Source organism: uncultured Oscillibacter sp., from assembly GCF_947654275.1.
Taxonomy (GTDB): Bacteria; Bacillota; Clostridia; order Oscillospirales; family Oscillospiraceae; genus Oscillibacter.
The window spans coordinates 1-14,822 of record NZ_CANTJS010000001.1 but is presented as its reverse complement, the minus strand read 5'-3'; the positions used below and the strand labels follow the sequence as shown (position 1 = coordinate 14,822).

Here is a 14,822-nt window from a genome sequence, read left to right as displayed (position 1 = left end):
TCTGATAAATGGGCGATTTTCACTCGTATGCGTAGTCTTTGAAGTAATCCACATCATCCTGCATATCCAGCCATAATTCAAACCAGCCCAGAAAGTCCTGCCGTTCGCAGCAGGGCTGAACGCCAACATCTGTAAAGTTCCAGACTTCGCCTTGGCATTGCCCTGTTACAATCAGGTTATAAGTCATGCCGTCCCCAACATCAATCAGTTCGAGCTGCCCGTTTAATTTGGCGTCTATGATTTTGACCAGGTCCGCCTGTGATATATCATCGTCTTCCCAAATCCATTCATCTTCCAGCATGAAGGGTTCATTCAATTTTTTCGCGTCAATAGCCGCTAACGAATGGAGCTGGAAGCCATCTATCATAGCGCAGCCATTACCAACTTCTTTCAGAAACATGCGGTATGCCTGCGGCAGACAAACACCGTGCCGCTTCTCGAAACGAATCAGTTCTTCTTCGGAAAGGACGTCACCCATTTGAAGGTCTAAAGCCTTGACTTTCGCTTTGATTCCTGACAGGACTTGTTCATAATCGGTGGATTTGTAGATAGGCATAAAGACTCCTCTCTTGTATCGAATTGGAAAAATTGACCAACAAGACGGCGCGACAGCCGTCCATCCGGCAGACGGTTCCCATGCCCGGACTCAAAACGCCCCCCAGCTTCCGCCGGAGGGCGTTTTCCGCGTTGAAGGCGGTCCCGGAGGACCCCGGGGTCAGGCCTCCGGCTCCTTGCTCAGGTCCAGACTGCGGATGAGCTTCCGCAGAGGCAGGACGGCGGCGGGGGAGACGCTGAGCTCATCCACGCCGTACCGGAGGAAGGTCTCCGTCAGGGTCTGGTCCGCTCCCAGCTCGCCACAGATGCCCACCCAGCAGCCGTGGCGGTGGCCCGCCTCGATGGTGTGCTTAATCATGCGGAGAACCGCCGGATGGTGGGAATCATAGAAGTTGTCAAGCTTGGGGTTCTGCCGGTCAATGGCCAGGGTGTACTGGGTCAAATCGTTGGTGCCCAGGGAGAAGAATTCCACCTCCTCGGCCAGCTCGTCGGCCAGCAGGACGGCGGCGGGGGTCTCCACCATGATGCCGATTTCCACCTTGCCCATAGCTACGCCCCGCTCCTGGAGCTCCGCCCGGCACTCCTCCAGAAGCTCCTTGGCGTCCCGGACCTCCCGGACGGAGATAATCATGGGGAACATGACGGACACAGTGCCGAAGGCGCTGGCCCGGAGAATGGCCCGGAGCTGGGTCTTGAAGATTTCCTTCCGGGTCAGGCAGATGCGGATGGCCCGGTAGCCCAGAGCGGGGTTCTCCTCCTTGTCCAGCTCGAAGTAGTCCGCCTGCTTGTCGGCGCCGATGTCCAGGGTGCGGATGATGACCTTTTTCCCGGCCATGGTCTCTACCACCCGCTTGTACAGCAGGAACTGCTGGTCCTCGGTGGGGTAGTCCTGGGAATCCAGATAGATGAATTCGCTGCGGAAGAGGCCGATGCCCTGGGCGTCGTTCTGGAGGACCAGGCCCACGTCCCCGGCGTTTCCGATGTTGGCATAGACCTTGATTTCTTTTCCGTCCAGGGTGACGTTGGGTTTTTTCTTCAGCGTCTGGAGGAGGGCCTCCTGCTTCAGATCGCCCTTGCGCTTTTCCTCCATGGCGGACAGAAGCTCCTGGGCGGGCTCGATGTACACACAGCTGTTGTAGCCGTCAATCACGGCCAGCTTGCCGTCCCAGCTGTCGTCAAAGTCCACGCCCACCAGGGCGGGGATGTTCATGGTCCGGGCCAGAATGGCGGTGTGGCTGTTGGAGGAGCCATGCCGGGTGATGAAGCCCAGCAGCTTGCTCTTGTCCAGCTGCACCGTCTCGCTGGGGGTCAGGTCGTCCGCCACCAGAATGGCGGGCTGGCCGGCCAGCATGTCGGCGTCCTCCTGGCCGGTGAGGACGTTGACCACCCGGCGGGAAATGTCCTTCACGTCCGCCGCCCGGGCCCGCATGTATTCGTCTTCCATGGCGGCGAAGGTGGCGGAAAAGTTCTCTCCGGTGGTGGTGACGGCGTATTCGGCAGTGGCGTTCTGGGTCTCGATGATGCCCTTGACGGCGTCCAGATAGTCCTCGTCCTCCAGCATCATCTGGTGGATTTCAAAAATGGCGGCGTTGTCCTCCCCCACCTCGTCCAGAGCCTTGTCATACAGCCCCGCCAGCTGCTCCTGAGCCTTGACCCGGGCGGCGTCGAAGCGGGCGAATTCCTCCTCGGGGGTGAGGGCGGACAGCTGGCTGGTCTGGGTTTCCGCTTTTTTGTAGATGCGGAGGGGACCGATGGCGATGCCATTGAGGATTGATTTGCCGGTTGCTACCTGCATGGGAAAGCCTCCTTACAGATTTTCCTTGAAGAACTGCTCCATGGCGGCGATGCTGGCGTCCTCGTCCCCGCCCTCGGCGGAGACCGTGACGGTCATGCCCTGCTTGATAACCAGGCCCATAATCGCCATCAGCTTGGTGGCAGGGGCGGATTTTCCGTCTTCCTTGGCAATGGTGATGGTGCTGTCCAGAGCCTTGGCCGCCTTGACCAGGAGCCCCGCGGGCCGGGCATGGATGCCCGAGGGATCGGTGATGGTGTAGGTGAACTGCTTCATGAGAAATACTTCCTTTCTGGTGATGATTTATTATGATACAGAGAGCTTTTCCCGGAGAATGTGAAAGCTCCAACATCATAGCGCGTTTTGGTCTGCCCTCACGGCAGGCGGGGCTGCCCGTCTTCATCGAACAGATCGCTCATCCGGGGCATGGCGGGAATAGCTCCGCTGCGGGAGCAGGTGAAGGCCGCCGCCCGGTTGGCAAAGGCCAGGATGTCCTTCAGCTCGGAGGCGGTCAGATCGGCCAGGGGGCCGCCCTCCCGGCGGCTGAGCCGGCTGAGCACAGCGCCGAAAAAGGTGTCTCCCGCGCCGTTGGTGTCCGCGACCTTTACAGGGACGCCGGGCTGCTGCCAGGTCCTGCCCTGCCAGCGGCAGAATACGCCGCTGCTTCCCAGGGTAATCAGAATCAGGCGGATGCCCTGGTTCTCCAGAAGGGCGCTGCCGGAATCCAGGTCGCTGGTCCCCGTCAGAAGGGGCAGTTCCTCCTCCGCCAGCTTGAGAATGTCCACCAGGGGCAGGGGGAGCCGCATCCACTCCACGGCGTCCGTCCGGTCGTTCCAGAGGGCGGGGCGGTAATTGGGGTCATAGCTCACCGTCACGCCGGCGCGGTGGGCGCTGCGGGCGGCGAAGATGGTGGCGCTGCGGGAGAGGCCCGGCGTCAGGCTGACGGAACCGAAGTGGAGGATTTTGCTGCCCAGCACCGCCAGCTCGTTGACCGCGTCGGGGGAGAGCTCGGAGTCCGCCCCCCGGACGAAGCGGAAGCTTCTCTCTCCTCTGGCGTCCACAGAGACAATGGCCATGGTGGTGTGGCGGCGGTCCCGCCGGAGACCCGCGCAGTCCACACCGTCTGTCTCCAGCACGCCCCGGAGGTATTCTCCGAAGCTGTCGTCGCCCACCTTGCCGATGAAGGCGGTCCGGGCCCCCAGCCGGGAGGCCGCCACTGCCACGTTGGCGGGAGCGCCGCCGGGGTTGGCGGCAAACAGGGGCACGCCGGTTTCGCTGAAGCCGGTCTGGGTCAGGTCGATCAGAATTTCACCAATGGCCGTAATATCCATTTTGACAAGCTCCTTGTCCTTTGAAAAATTTCCAGGTGTTGGGGATTTCCCGGCCCCCTGGCCAGGAACGCTCTTTTGATTTTATCCGTATTCACAAGATTGCTCCTGCTTATCCTATCAAATTTCGGGGAATTTGTCCAGCGTTTTGAGGAGACCAATTTTGAGGCCCCGGTTAAAGAGGATGGAAAAAGTCCGCTTTAGGCCCGCTTCCGGTGCCGGGGAGCGGGAAAACAGGCGGCCCTGGGGCGGATTTCGGATAGAAAAATAAAGGCGGCGTCCCGGCTTCTCCGGCCCGGGACGGAGGGCGGCGGATTGCGCGGGGATACGTCCGCGGCCCTTCGGCGCGGCAGGAGGCCGGTGAGGAATCAGGAAAACGGCGGGGATATCCCGCCGTTTTTCAGTGGCTTCTACAGATCGTCCGCGTCCTGCACCGGGACCTCGTTGGGGTCCAGGGGACGGCCGGTCCAGCTGCCCTGGGGGTCGGTTTTGGGGGCCGTGAATTTGGACAGCTCCCTGGCCTTTTCCATGGGGCCGCTCTGCTGGCTGGTTTTGCGTTCCATACGCCGCGCTCCTTTCTCAAACAGGCTGGCCTTAGTGTGCCCGTCCGGCGGGAAAGATACCGGCCCCGGACTTCAAAGGACTTCAAAAAATTCCCTCCAGGAGTGCTGCCCCGGCATCCCCCTCTTGTCAGTCCCCCGGCGCTGTGGTATGATGAGTGTGTCGAAATTCAGCGCGAACAAATTGATATAAAGAGGTGGATTTTTATGAAGATCGTCGCCATCAACGGAAGTCCCCGGAAACAGGGCAACACCACCCAGCTGCTGGAGGCCGTCCGCAGGGAGGTGGAGGCCGCCGGCGTGGAGTTCCAGGTCTTCCAGCCCGGCCCCGGCGTCCGCCCCTGCATGGCCTGTTATCACTGCCTGAACCACGGGACCCTCCGCTGCGTCCAGGACAGCGACGGCGTCAACGAAATCATAGCCGCCTGCATCGAGGCGGACGGCATCCTGCTGGCCTCTCCGGTGTACCACGCCGGCATCGCTGGGGGCATGAAGTGCGTGATTGACAGGCTGATGCTGGCCGCGGGCTGCGGGGACAACCGGCTCCGCCTGAAGGTAGGCGGGGCCCTGTGCACCCTCCGCCGCTCCGGCGGCACGGAGACCTATCATCAGCTCCTGGCCGCTATGGATGCCATGGAGATGATTCTGGTGACCTCCGACTACTGGGGCGTGGTCCACGGAGCGGACCCCGGCCAGGTGCTGGAGGACGCCGAGGGCATGGAGGTGGCCGCGCGGCTGGGTCAGAATATGGCCTGGATGGTGAAGGTGCTGGCGGCTTCCAGGGAGACGCCGCCCCCGGCCCGGCAGCGGACCATGACCAATTTTATCCGCTGAGCGGCAGAAAGGAAGAAGTTGAAGAAATGTTTGGCTCCAAAAAGCAGACCCCGGAGGAGCGGCCCACCGCCGACCCCAGGTTCCGGTCCGGACTTTACGGGATGGCGGCGCTGTATCTGGTCTACCTGCTCTATCAGATCGCCCGGCCCTATCTGACCGGGGACCCCTACGGCCCCACCCGGAATCAGTTTCTCCTGGGCGTGGTCATTCTGGGGGGCGGCGCGGTGTTTCTGGGCATCGTGGCGTGGAAGCTGGCCCACGCGCCCCAGCCGGAGACGCCGTCTTTGGAGGAGCGTTCCCCCTCCGGAGAGGAGGAGAACCTGGAGGACGGTCCCGAGAACTGAATGAAGCGCCCCTATGGACCGGGGGCGCGGGTGCACGGAACCGGCTGGAATCCCGGTGTTTTCAGCCGTGGACCTGAGCCTCGTACATAAAAAGGGCGTACCTGACGGTACGCCCTTTTTTGGGTCTTTACTGAGATTTGGGACGCTGAATGCTCCTGTGTCCGGCAGGCGCTCAGGCCTCCATCTCCTTGATGGCAGACTGAGCCGCGGCCAGGCGGGCGATGGGCACCCGGAAGGGAGAGCAGGACACGTAATCCAGTCCGGTCTTGTGGCAGAACTCCACGCTGGAGGGGTCGCCGCCGTGCTCGCCGCAGATACCCAGATGGAGCTCTGGGTTGGTCTGGCGGCCCAGCTTGGCGGCCATGGACACCAGGCGGCCCACGCCGTTCTGGTCCAGCTTGGCGAAGGGGTCGTTCTCATAGATCTTCCGGTCATAGTAGGCGTCCAGGAACTTCCCGGCGTCGTCGCGGCTGAAGCCGAAGGTCATCTGAGTCAGGTCGTTGGTGCCGAAGGAGAAGAAATCGGCTTCCTTGGCAATCTCGTCGGCGGTGAGGGCGGCACGGGGAATCTCAATCATGGTGCCCACCAGGTACTTCATGTCGGACCCGGCTTCCTTGATGATGGCGTCGGCGGTTTCCACCACCACGCTCTTGACATATTTCAGCTCTTTGACTTCGCCAACCAGGGGAATCATGATTTCGGGTACCATCTTCCAGTCGGGATGGGCGGCCTGGACCTTCAGCGCGGCCTTGATGACGGCCTTGGTCTGCATGGCGGCGATTTCGGGGTAGGTGACGGCCAGACGGCAGCCGCGGTGGCCCATCATGGGGTTGAACTCGTGGAGGCCGGAGATGATGGCCTTGATATCCTCAACGGTCTTGCCCATGTCCTTGGCCAGAGCCTCGATGTCGGCCTCCTCGGTGGGCACGAACTCGTGCAGGGGGGGATCCAGGAAACGGATGGTGACGGGGCAGCCCTCCATAGCCTCGTAAATGCCCTCGAAGTCGCTCTGCTGCATGGGCTCCAGCTTGGCCAGGGCCTTCTCCCGCTGCTCCACGGTGTCGGAGCAGATCATCTCACGGATGGCGGGGATGCGGTCCTCGTTGAAGAACATGTGCTCGGTGCGGCAAAGGCCGATGCCCTGAGCGCCGAACTTCCGGGCCTGGGCGGCGTCGTGAGGGGTGTCGGCGTTGGTGCGGACCTGGAGACGGCGGTACTTGTCGGCCCAGCCCATGACCCGGGCGAACTCGCCGCCGATGGAGGCGTCCACAGTGGGCACCGCGCCGTCATAGATATTGCCGGTGGAGCCGTCCAGGCTCAGCCAGTCGCCCTCGCAGAAGGTCTTGCCGGCCAGCTCGAAGCGCTTGTTCTCCTCGTCCATTTTGATGTCGCCGCAGCCGGAGACGCAGCAGCGGCCCATGCCGCGGGCCACCACGGCGGCGTGGGAGGTCATGCCGCCCCGGACGGTCAGGATGCCCTGAGCGGCCTTCATGCCCTCGATGTCCTCGGGAGAGGTCTCCAGACGAACCAGGACCACTTTCTCGCCCCGCTGGGCCCACTCCTTGGCGTCCTCGGCGGAGAAGACAATCTTGCCGCTGGCGGCTCCCGGAGAAGCGCCCAGAGCCTTGCCGATGACGGGGGTCTCCTTCAGCTTCGCGGCGTCGAACTGCGGGTGCAGCAGGGTGTCCAGGGACCGGGGCTCGATCATGGCCACGGCCTTCTTCTCGTCAATCATGCCCTCGTCCACCAGGTCGCAGGCGATTTTCAGAGCGGCGGCGGGGGTGCGCTTGCCGTTGCGGGTCTGGAGCATGTAGAGCTTGCCGGCTTCCACGGTGAACTCCATGTCCTGCATGTCGCGGTAGTGGTCTTCCAGAATCTTGCAGACGTTCTCAAACTGGGCAAAGGCCTCGGGGAACTTGTCCGCCATCTCGCTGATGGGCATGGGAGTCCGGACGCCGGCCACCACGTCCTCGCCCTGGGCGTTGGTCAGGAACTCACCGAAGAGCTTCTTTTCGCCTGTGGCGGGGTTCCGGGTGAAGGCCACGCCGGTGCCGCAGTCGTCGCCCATGTTGCCGAAGGCCATGGACTGGACGTTGACGGCGGTGCCCCAGGAATAGGGGATGTCGTTGTCCCGGCGGTAAACGTTTGCGCGGGGGTTGTCCCAGGAACGGAAAACAGCTTTGACGGCGCCCATCAGCTGTTCCTTGGGGTCGGTGGGGAAGTCCGCGCCCAGCTTGGACTTATACTCGGCCTTGAACTGGCCAGCCAGCTCCTGGAGATCCTCGGCGGTGAGCTCCACGTCCTGGGTGACGCCCTTTTTCTCCTTCATCTGGTCGATGAGCTGCTCAAAGTATTTCTTGCCGACTTCCATAACGACGTCGGAATACATCTGGATAAAACGGCGGTAGCAGTCCCAGGCCCAGCGGGGATTGCCGGACTTGCGGATCAGCACCTGCACCACGTCCTCGTTGAGGCCCAGGTTCAGGATGGTGTCCATCATGCCGGGCATGGAGGCGCGGGCGCCGGAGCGGACGGAGACCAGCAGGGGGTTCTCCAGGTCGCCGAACTTCTTGCCGGTAATCTCCTCCATTTTGGAGATATATTCCATGATTTCGGCAAAGATTTCGTCGTTGATCTTCTGGCCGTCCTCATAGTACTGGGTGCAGGCCTCGGTGGTAATGGTGAAGCCCTGAGGGACGGGCAGGCCGATGTTGGTCATCTCGGCCAGGTTGGCGCCCTTGCCGCCCAGAAGCTCCCGCATGTTGGCGTTGCCCTCGGTGAACAGGTAGCAGTACTTTTTGCTCATTTTCATTCCTCCGTTTTTTTCCAGATATCAAGGAGCGGCCTGAGGACCGTCCTTGTATGGTAAACGTTTGCAAAGTGCTCTCTTATTATAATCGCTGATTTTCTGGAAAGCAATCCATAAATAGCATAAGAAATTTTCTCAAACTTCCATCATTTTGCCCAAAACATGGACAAATTCACCAAATCCTCAAAAAAGATGCCTGTTAACCCCGCCGGAAGGGCTGAAAAAAGGGAAAAGCTCCTGAAAATCATCTTGCATTTACGGCACTTTTCCTGTAAAGTATAATGGGTGAAAATAGCAGACCTGAGGATTCGGATTTAAACAAAACGGAGGCTGAACGGAATGAAACAGTTTTTCCTGCTGGCCGCGCTGATCTGCTTCGGCATGGTGGCGCTGAAGCTCTATACCGCCAGAATGCGTTCCAACTTCTCCGGCGGGGAACCGGAAAAAAACTCTGCCCGCCTCAGCGCGGAGGAGGCGAAGGAGCGGCTTGAGGCCAACCCCGCCGTCATTCTTCTGGACGTGCGGAGTCAGGAGGAGTACGACGGGGGCCATATCCCCGGCGCGGTGTGCCTGCCCAACGAGGATATCCAGGCGGACCTGCCCCTGCCCTTCGACAAGGACGCGGAGATTCTGGTCTACTGCCGTTCCGGCCGCCGCAGCGCCGAGGCGGCGGAGAAGCTGGCCGCTATGGGCTATACCGGCGTGGCGGACTTCGGCGGCATTCAGGACTGGCCCTATGAGATCACCGCCGAGTGAAACCGAATGACAGAGAAAGCAGCCGCACCCGACCGGGTGCGGCTGCTTCTTCATGCCTGCGGCGGGTCATATTAGAATCCATTCAAAAGCTTTCAAAAGCTTTTTATAGCGCTGAAAGCGCGTTGGATTCTTATGAGACGTGTTTTGCGCTATTCCGGCGCAAAACGGAAACGCAGAATGCGGTTCTGTTTCAAATAAAACGATTTCGTTTTATTTGAAATGAGTATCAGTCCTGGGGGACCGCGTAAATGCCGTAGACAAAGAGGTCGTCCGGACCTGCCGGCTCCGGGAGAACAACGATGCTGTTGTCCCCAGCGTATTCCACCTTGAGCTGGCCGCTGTGGAGGCGGTAGGTCTGGGTATTCTCCGTCCCGTCGGAGGAGGTCACCGTCACCGTCAGCGTGCCGCCGTCGAAGTAGTCCGCGTCCATCTGGCACTCGGTGGTGATGCCCAGGCCGGTGTTCACGGCCATGTCCTCAGGCGGAACCCAGAAGCCGTAGAGGGATTCGGGGTCGTAGTCCTCCTGGAGGCCTTCCCCCAGGGCGGTCATCTCCGGCATGTACCAGGTCCCGTCGTCCCGCTGGCTGATGGCGGCGGGGGCCAGGGTTCCCTCCGCCATGGCCTGGCGGTAAGCGGCCATCTCCTCGTCCGTCAGGTTGTCGCGGAGCTGGTAGCGGTACAGCCCGCCCCGGTCGATGGACATCCGTACCTGAGCAATGTTCTCCCCGGTGATTCGGAAAAGGCAGCCGGTGAAGTCGCCGAACTCCGGCGTGACGCAGCCCTCTCCCGCGGCGAAGGCGATGCCGCCGTTTTCCGCCGGGCCGTAGGACGTTTCGGTCATGGCGGCGTAGGCCGTCAGGCCGAAGGTGGGGACCAGCCGCATGACGGGTTCCGCCGCCGGGCCGCCGGGCGCGCCGGTTCCGTCTCCGGAAGCCGCCGGCGCGGGTTTCAGGGAGATGCCCCCCAGCACCAGCGCCAGGGCGCAGGCGGCGCACACCGCCGTCCGGAGGAGCCAGGGCCTGCGGCGGGTCTCCGCCCTCCGTCTCCGGGGCTCCGCCGTCTCCTGCCGGGCGGCGAAGAGCACCCGGTCATTCAGCCCGGCGGGCGTGTAGATGGATTCCATCAGCTTCCGGTAATTGTTCTGACTGTTCGCTTTCATCCTCAGATCCTCCTAACAGATTTCTCAGCAGCAGCCGGGCCCGGCGGAGCCGTCCCCGGACCGTCGACGCCGGAATGCCCAGCAGGGCGGCGGTCTCGCCGCTGTCGTAGCCCTCGCCGTAATAGAGGTGCACAGGGACCCGCAGGTCCTCCGGCAGACGGGCCACGACGTCCCAGAGCTCCGCCGCGTCGTTTGCCGGCTGGGCCTGGAGGGGTACGGCCTCCAGAGGCAGGGTCCGGCCCCGCCGCCGCCCCAGGTCCGCGCAGCGGTTCAGGGCGGCGCGGATCAGCCATGCCTTGGTGTGCTCGCCGTCCCAGCCTGTGACCCCCTGGCGGAAGAAGCCCAGGAACACGTCCTGATAGACGTCCTCGGCGTCCTCCACGCACTGGAGGCGGCACAGGGCCAGGCGGTAGACCGTGTCCCCGTACGCTGTCATGGCATTGCTCAGTTCCCGTTCTGTCAAGGCAATGCCTCCTTTCCTTGTTTGAAAAGCGCCTTTCACATACAACACGTTTGGGGAGCCGGATTTGTTTGCGGCAGGAAAAAATTTTTGCCCTCCGTTATCATGGGTCCAGGGAAGCCGTTCCAGATAAATGATAGAGCGGCGGGCATTGCCTTCCCCGGTCCGCTCTGATATAGTAGTTGTCAGGAAAAGAACCCGGAGAGCGGGAAGAAAACCGGGCGAAAGGGGAGCTGAGAGTGAAAGATCTGAAAAAAATCTGTAGAATCGCGGTGGTCCAGGCGGCCCCGGTGATGTTTGACAAGGCGGCTTGCACGGACAAGGCAGTTGGTCTCATCCGGGAGGCCGGGAAACAGGGGGCGGAGCTGATTGTGTTCCCGGAGCTGTTTGTCCCCGGCTATCCCTACGGCATGACCTACGGCTTCACCGTGGGCAGCCGGACCGCCGATGGACGGAAGGACTGGAAGGACTATTATGACAATTCCCTCCTGGTCCCCGGCCCGGAGACGGAGGCCCTGGCCCGGGCGGCGAAGGCGGCCCATGCCTATGTCAGCATCGGCGTCTCGGAGCGGGACCCGCTGAGCGCCACCCTGTACAATTCCAACCTGATTTTCTCCCCGGAGGGGACCCTGCTCACCGTCCACCGCAAGCTCAAGCCCACCGGGGCGGAGCGGGTGGTCTGGGGGGACGCGGACCGGGGTTACTTTCCCGTCGCGGACACCCCCTGGGGCCCCATGGCCAGCCTGATCTGCTGGGAGAGCTACATGCCCCTGGCCCGGACGGCCCTGTATCAGAAGGGCGTGACCCTCTACCTCTCCCCCAATACCAACGACAATGAGGAATGGCAGGCCACCATCCGGCACATCGCCATCGAGGGACACTGCTATTTCATCAACTGCGACCTGTATTTCACCCGGGACATGTATCCAAAGGACCTCCGCTGCCCCGAGGAGATCGGGCGGCTGAAGGACGTCGTCTGCCGGGGCGGCAGCTGCGTGGTGGACCCCTACGGGCACTATGTGACGGAGCCGGTATGGGACCGGGAGGAAATCATCTATGCGGACCTGGACATGGAGAAGGTCCCCGCCAGCCGGATGGAGTTCGACGCCTGCGGCCACTACGCCCGGCCCGACGTGCTGGAGCTGACCGTCCGCGAGTGATGCAGCCTTTTCGCGGCCTTTTCTCCGCCGGAGAAAGAGAACAGAGCGCCCCTGCCCCGGTACCGCCGGGACAGGGGCGCTTTCTGCCGGTCCGCCCCGGGGGAGGGCGGGTCAGGTGGTCCTCCAGCGCTTCAGGGTGGGGAACCAGCCCCGCATCATTTTTTCCGCCTCCTCCTGGGGGCCGAAGGGGTGGCCGTTCTCCGCGTTGAATTTCAGATTGAAGGCGATGATGTCCTCCATGGTGGCCTCCGGGGCGGTGAAGGCCCCCTTCTGGTAGCAGTAACGGCAGTAATCTCCGCTGGGGGAGCCGTCGGCCTCGGTGCCCGCGTCCTCGGGCCGGTCCAGGGGCATGGCGCAGCACTGACAGAATTTCCGTTCTTCCATGGGAAGTACCTCCTTATGTTGGGCGGGCTGTTGGTCCCCGCCGCTGATGTCAGCATACGCCTCCAAACCTGACAGGGTCTGTCCGGTTTCATAAACCGCCGCAAGTTTTTTTGCCTCTCCGGCGAGGAGGTCCCGCCAGCAGGCCGGGGACAGCACTTCCAGCTGACTGCCGAAGGACAGGAGGAAGGACAGCAGCCATTGGTCCTCCGGGAAATTGCAGCTTACCAGCAGACAGCCGTCCGGCCCCCGGTGGATCTGCCCGGGGTGGAAATAGTCCCGCACCCGCCAGGCGGCGGAGGGGGCGAAGCGCAGACATAAAGTGTTGCCTCCCGGTATTCGCCGGGCAGAGGTGCGCCGCTCCGGAGGCCGCCGGGGCTGGAACGTGCCCGCCTCCGGCGTCAGGTCCTCCATCCGCACCAGACGGAAAATCCGCCAGTCCTGCCTGCTCCGGCAGAAGGCCGACAGATACCAGTTTCCCCCCTTGAACACCAGCCGGGCGGGCTCTGCGGTCCGGCGGCTCCTTTCCCCGGCGGAACTGTAGTAGGTGAAGGACAGGGGCCTCCGCTCCAGAATGGAGCGCTTCACCAGGGCGAAGTTCTCCCGTTCCGCCGCCCCGCTGCCCCAGCCGGTGAAATCCACCTCCAGCCAGTCCCCGCCCTCCCGGCGGAACAGGGCGGACAGGCGGGCCAGGGTGTCCCGGTCCCCGCCGCCGCCGGTGGCCAGGGTGGCCTGGAGGGCAAAGAGGATTTCGTCCTGCTGGGCCTGGGAGAGGAGGGCCCTGTCCAGAACGAACTGGTCCATGAGGCGGATGCCGCCCCCCTGGCCCTTCTGGGTGAAGACCGGGATGCCGGCGGCGGACAGGGCATCGACGTCCCGGTAGATGGTCCGCTCCGACACCTCCAGACGCTCCGCCAGCTCCCCGGCGGTGATGGCCCGCTTCTCCACCAGCAGATACAGAATTTCAAAAAGACGGCTGTTTTTCATGGGGCCTCCTGTTCCGTTCCATCGGGGGATTTTCCCGGCTTCGCCGGGGAGGGGGCCGCGCCCTCCTTCAGGGGGTTCCAGTTCCCCGTGAGGAAGGAGGCCGAATAAAGGACGAAGAGCAGCATATTGTGTGCAATCATGCAGCCCCAGGCGGCAATCAGCCCTCCGCCCAGAATCTGGGTGCAGAGGAAGGTCCCCAGCACCCGGACGCACCACATGCCGGTGATGTTGTACAGGAAGGGCCTCCGGGTCTGGCCCACCCCCATCATCATGCCCTCCACAATGATGGAAACGCCGTAGAGGGGCTCGGACACCGCCACCATCCGCAGCACGGCGGCCCCCAGGGCGATGACCTCGCCGCTGTCCGAAAAGAGCCGCATCAGCAGCGGCGCGGAGGCGAAGAGCATGCCGCCGGTGAGGCACATCAATCCCGCCTCCACGGGGATGAACAGGGTTGTCAGGGACCTCATGCGCTTCCGATCCCCCGCGCCGCAGGCGTTGCCGGTGAGGGTGGCGGCGGCGGTCTGCATGCCGTAGCCGGGGATGTAAAAGGCGGATTCCACCGTGTTGGCGATGGTGTGGGCGGCGGCGGCCGCCTCCCCCAGGGCGTTGATCATGGCGGCGAAGGCCACATAGCCCAGGGAGGACACAAAGCGCTGGAGCATGTTGGGCAGCGCCACCCGCAGGCAGGGACGGAGGATGTCCGGGTCGGGCCGCAGGCTCTCCCCCCTGGGGGAGACATCCGGGTGCCGCCACAGGGCCCTGGCGATCTGGATGCCGCCCCAGGTATAGGCGGCGGCGCTGGCGGCGGCGGCCCCGGCCACGCCCCAGCCCGCGCCGGGGATGACAAGGGTGCGGCCCGGGAGGGAGACCGTCCGGGTGGGATAAATCAGCAGGAAATTCAGCGCCACGTTGAGGACGTTCACGGCCAGACCCGCCTTCATGGGGGTTTTGGTGTCTCCCGCCGCCCGCAGCACCGTCCCCAGGATGATGCTGGCGGTGCGGAACAGCATGGGCAGGTACAGGATGAAAAAGTACCGGGAGGCGGCGGGGCGGATGTGGGGCTCCGCCCGCATCCAGACGGGAATCCATCCGCTGAGGGAGACCGTGAGAACGGTGCACACGCCGCCGATGACCAGCACCGACAGCACCGCCTGAGCGGCGGCCCGCCGGGCGGCCCGGGTCTCTCCGGCGCCGCAGGCCTGGGAGATATAGGCCAGAAAGCCCACGCTGAAGGCCGTGATGGAGGACTGGACCAGCCAGCCGATGGTAGTGGTGGCCCCCACAGCCGCCGTGGCCTGGGTGCCCAGGGAGCCCACCATGGCGGTGTCTATGTACTGGACGGCGGACTGCATGATTTGTTCCAGCATGGTGGGCCATGCCAGAAGCAGAATGACGCGGACGGCGGCTCGGGCCTCCCGGTTCTGTTTGCGCGCTGCCATGTTCCCTCCTTTGCCCTGTGTGAACGGACCCCGGCGGCCTGCCCGCCGGGGTTTTTCGATATTTTGTGATCTTGTGATATGATGTGAAAGGTTTGCTTTTTGGGGGGTCTACTGCTTCCGGCGGCTCCGGCGGATGGGGGCGCGTTCCTTCTGGAAGCAGACGTCGCACAGCCGCCCCCGGTGGTACAGGGGCAGGGCCTTTCCGCAGCGGGCGCAGAAGCGGATGTTGTCCCGCAGGCGGTGGAGCAGGATTTC

14 protein-coding genes are annotated in these 14,822 nt (G+C 63.0%); 4 read left to right on the top strand and 10 right to left on the bottom strand.

Annotated features, from left to right (window positions below; genetic code table 11):
- Positions 1 to 19: 19 nt before the first annotated feature.
- From Q0063_RS00070 to Q0063_RS00050, 5 genes are all read right to left on the bottom strand, one after another.
- Complete coding sequence (locus tag Q0063_RS00070; protein WP_297869917.1) at positions 20 to 556, bottom strand: SMI1/KNR4 family protein; 537 nt, start codon at positions 554 to 556, stop codon at positions 20 to 22.
- Between the two features lie 159 nt (positions 557 to 715).
- Positions 716 to 2,350 carry a phosphoenolpyruvate--protein phosphotransferase gene (gene ptsP / locus Q0063_RS00065; RefSeq protein WP_297869916.1) on the bottom strand — a complete coding sequence of 545 codons (1,635 nt, stop codon included), beginning with the start codon at positions 2,348 to 2,350 and terminating at the stop codon, positions 716 to 718.
- A gap of 12 nt (positions 2,351 to 2,362) precedes the next feature.
- A complete protein-coding gene (locus tag Q0063_RS00060; RefSeq protein ID WP_297869915.1) occupies positions 2,363 to 2,623 on the bottom strand; it encodes an HPr family phosphocarrier protein in 261 nt (86 codons plus the stop codon).
- Between the two features lie 98 nt (positions 2,624 to 2,721).
- Positions 2,722 to 3,678 (bottom strand): carbohydrate kinase family protein, encoded by a 957-nt coding sequence (locus Q0063_RS00055; RefSeq protein ID WP_297869914.1) that lies wholly within the window; start codon positions 3,676 to 3,678, stop codon positions 2,722 to 2,724.
- 407 nt (positions 3,679 to 4,085) lie between these two features.
- Entirely contained in the window at positions 4,086 to 4,238 is a 153-nt protein-coding gene (locus Q0063_RS00050) for a hypothetical protein (protein WP_297869913.1), read from the bottom strand.
- 204 nt (positions 4,239 to 4,442) lie between these two features.
- Here Q0063_RS00050 and Q0063_RS00045 point away from each other — a divergent pair, with 204 nt between their 5' ends.
- Together Q0063_RS00045 and Q0063_RS00040 are read left to right on the top strand one after the other, a co-directional pair.
- Complete coding sequence (locus Q0063_RS00045) at positions 4,443 to 5,069, top strand: flavodoxin family protein (RefSeq protein WP_297869912.1); 627 nt, start codon at positions 4,443 to 4,445, stop codon at positions 5,067 to 5,069.
- Positions 5,070 to 5,095: 26 nt separating this feature from the next.
- Positions 5,096 to 5,413, top strand: a complete 318-nt coding sequence (locus tag Q0063_RS00040; protein ID WP_297869911.1) for a hypothetical protein — start codon at positions 5,096 to 5,098, stop codon at positions 5,411 to 5,413.
- Positions 5,414 to 5,585: 172 nt separating this feature from the next.
- On the opposite strand, the gene ppdK is transcribed toward Q0063_RS00040, so the two are convergent.
- Entirely contained in the window at positions 5,586 to 8,219 is a 2,634-nt protein-coding gene (ppdK, locus tag Q0063_RS00035) for a pyruvate, phosphate dikinase (RefSeq protein WP_297869910.1), read from the bottom strand.
- 342 nt (positions 8,220 to 8,561) lie between these two features.
- Between ppdK and Q0063_RS00030 the strand changes: the two genes are divergently transcribed.
- Positions 8,562 to 8,978 (top strand): rhodanese-like domain-containing protein, encoded by a 417-nt coding sequence (locus Q0063_RS00030; protein ID WP_297869909.1) that lies wholly within the window; start codon positions 8,562 to 8,564, stop codon positions 8,976 to 8,978.
- Between the two features lie 226 nt (positions 8,979 to 9,204).
- Here Q0063_RS00030 and Q0063_RS00025 read toward each other — a convergent pair whose 3' ends face one another.
- Positions 9,205 to 10,137: a hypothetical protein gene (locus Q0063_RS00025; protein ID WP_297869908.1), complete on the bottom strand. Its 933-nt coding sequence runs from the start codon at positions 10,135 to 10,137 to the stop codon at positions 9,205 to 9,207.
- On the bottom strand, positions 10,067 to 10,600 hold the full coding sequence (locus Q0063_RS00020; protein ID WP_297869907.1) for an RNA polymerase sigma factor: 534 nt from the start codon (positions 10,598 to 10,600) through the stop codon (positions 10,067 to 10,069). The genes Q0063_RS00025 and Q0063_RS00020 overlap by 71 nt, the downstream gene beginning before the upstream one ends.
- A gap of 236 nt (positions 10,601 to 10,836) precedes the next feature.
- Between Q0063_RS00020 and Q0063_RS00015 the strand changes: the two genes are divergently transcribed.
- Positions 10,837 to 11,757 carry a carbon-nitrogen hydrolase family protein gene (locus tag Q0063_RS00015; RefSeq protein ID WP_297869906.1) on the top strand — a complete coding sequence of 307 codons (921 nt, stop codon included), beginning with the start codon at positions 10,837 to 10,839 and terminating at the stop codon, positions 11,755 to 11,757.
- Positions 11,758 to 11,868: 111 nt separating this feature from the next.
- On the opposite strand, the gene Q0063_RS00010 is transcribed toward Q0063_RS00015, so the two are convergent.
- The gene (locus tag Q0063_RS00010; RefSeq protein WP_297869905.1) at positions 11,869 to 13,125 is read right to left on the bottom strand and encodes a WYL domain-containing protein; all 1,257 of its coding nucleotides are present in this window, start codon (positions 13,123 to 13,125) and stop codon (positions 11,869 to 11,871) included.
- Complete coding sequence (locus Q0063_RS00005) at positions 13,122 to 14,567, bottom strand: MATE family efflux transporter (protein ID WP_297869904.1); 1,446 nt, start codon at positions 14,565 to 14,567, stop codon at positions 13,122 to 13,124. The genes Q0063_RS00010 and Q0063_RS00005 overlap by 4 nt, the downstream gene beginning before the upstream one ends.
- Between the last annotated feature and the right edge of the window lie 255 nt (positions 14,568 to 14,822).

What these genes read in the sequence shown, in the direction of transcription:
- Q0063_RS00070 (WP_297869917.1), bottom strand. Translation starts at nt 556, where the DNA reads ATGCCTATCTACAAATCCACCGATTATGAACAAGTCCTGTCAGGAATC.
- ptsP (WP_297869916.1), bottom strand. Translation starts at nt 2,350, where the DNA reads ATGCAGGTAGCAACCGGCAAATCAATCCTCAATGGCATCGCCATCGGT.
- Q0063_RS00060 (WP_297869915.1), bottom strand. Translation starts at nt 2,623, where the DNA reads ATGAAGCAGTTCACCTACACCATCACCGATCCCTCGGGCATCCATGCC.
- Q0063_RS00055 (WP_297869914.1), bottom strand. Translation starts at nt 3,678, where the DNA reads ATGGATATTACGGCCATTGGTGAAATTCTGATCGACCTGACCCAGACC.
- Q0063_RS00050 (WP_297869913.1), bottom strand. Translation starts at nt 4,238, where the DNA reads ATGGAACGCAAAACCAGCCAGCAGAGCGGCCCCATGGAAAAGGCCAGG.
- Q0063_RS00045 (WP_297869912.1), top strand. Translation starts at nt 4,443, where the DNA reads ATGAAGATCGTCGCCATCAACGGAAGTCCCCGGAAACAGGGCAACACC.
- Q0063_RS00040 (WP_297869911.1), top strand. Translation starts at nt 5,096, where the DNA reads ATGTTTGGCTCCAAAAAGCAGACCCCGGAGGAGCGGCCCACCGCCGAC.
- ppdK (WP_297869910.1), bottom strand. Translation starts at nt 8,219, where the DNA reads ATGAGCAAAAAGTACTGCTACCTGTTCACCGAGGGCAACGCCAACATG.
- Q0063_RS00030 (WP_297869909.1), top strand. Translation starts at nt 8,562, where the DNA reads ATGAAACAGTTTTTCCTGCTGGCCGCGCTGATCTGCTTCGGCATGGTG.
- Q0063_RS00025 (WP_297869908.1), bottom strand. Translation starts at nt 10,137, where the DNA reads ATGAAAGCGAACAGTCAGAACAATTACCGGAAGCTGATGGAATCCATC.
- Q0063_RS00010 (WP_297869905.1), bottom strand. Translation starts at nt 13,125, where the DNA reads ATGAAAAACAGCCGTCTTTTTGAAATTCTGTATCTGCTGGTGGAGAAG.
- Q0063_RS00005 (WP_297869904.1), bottom strand. Translation starts at nt 14,567, where the DNA reads ATGGCAGCGCGCAAACAGAACCGGGAGGCCCGAGCCGCCGTCCGCGTC.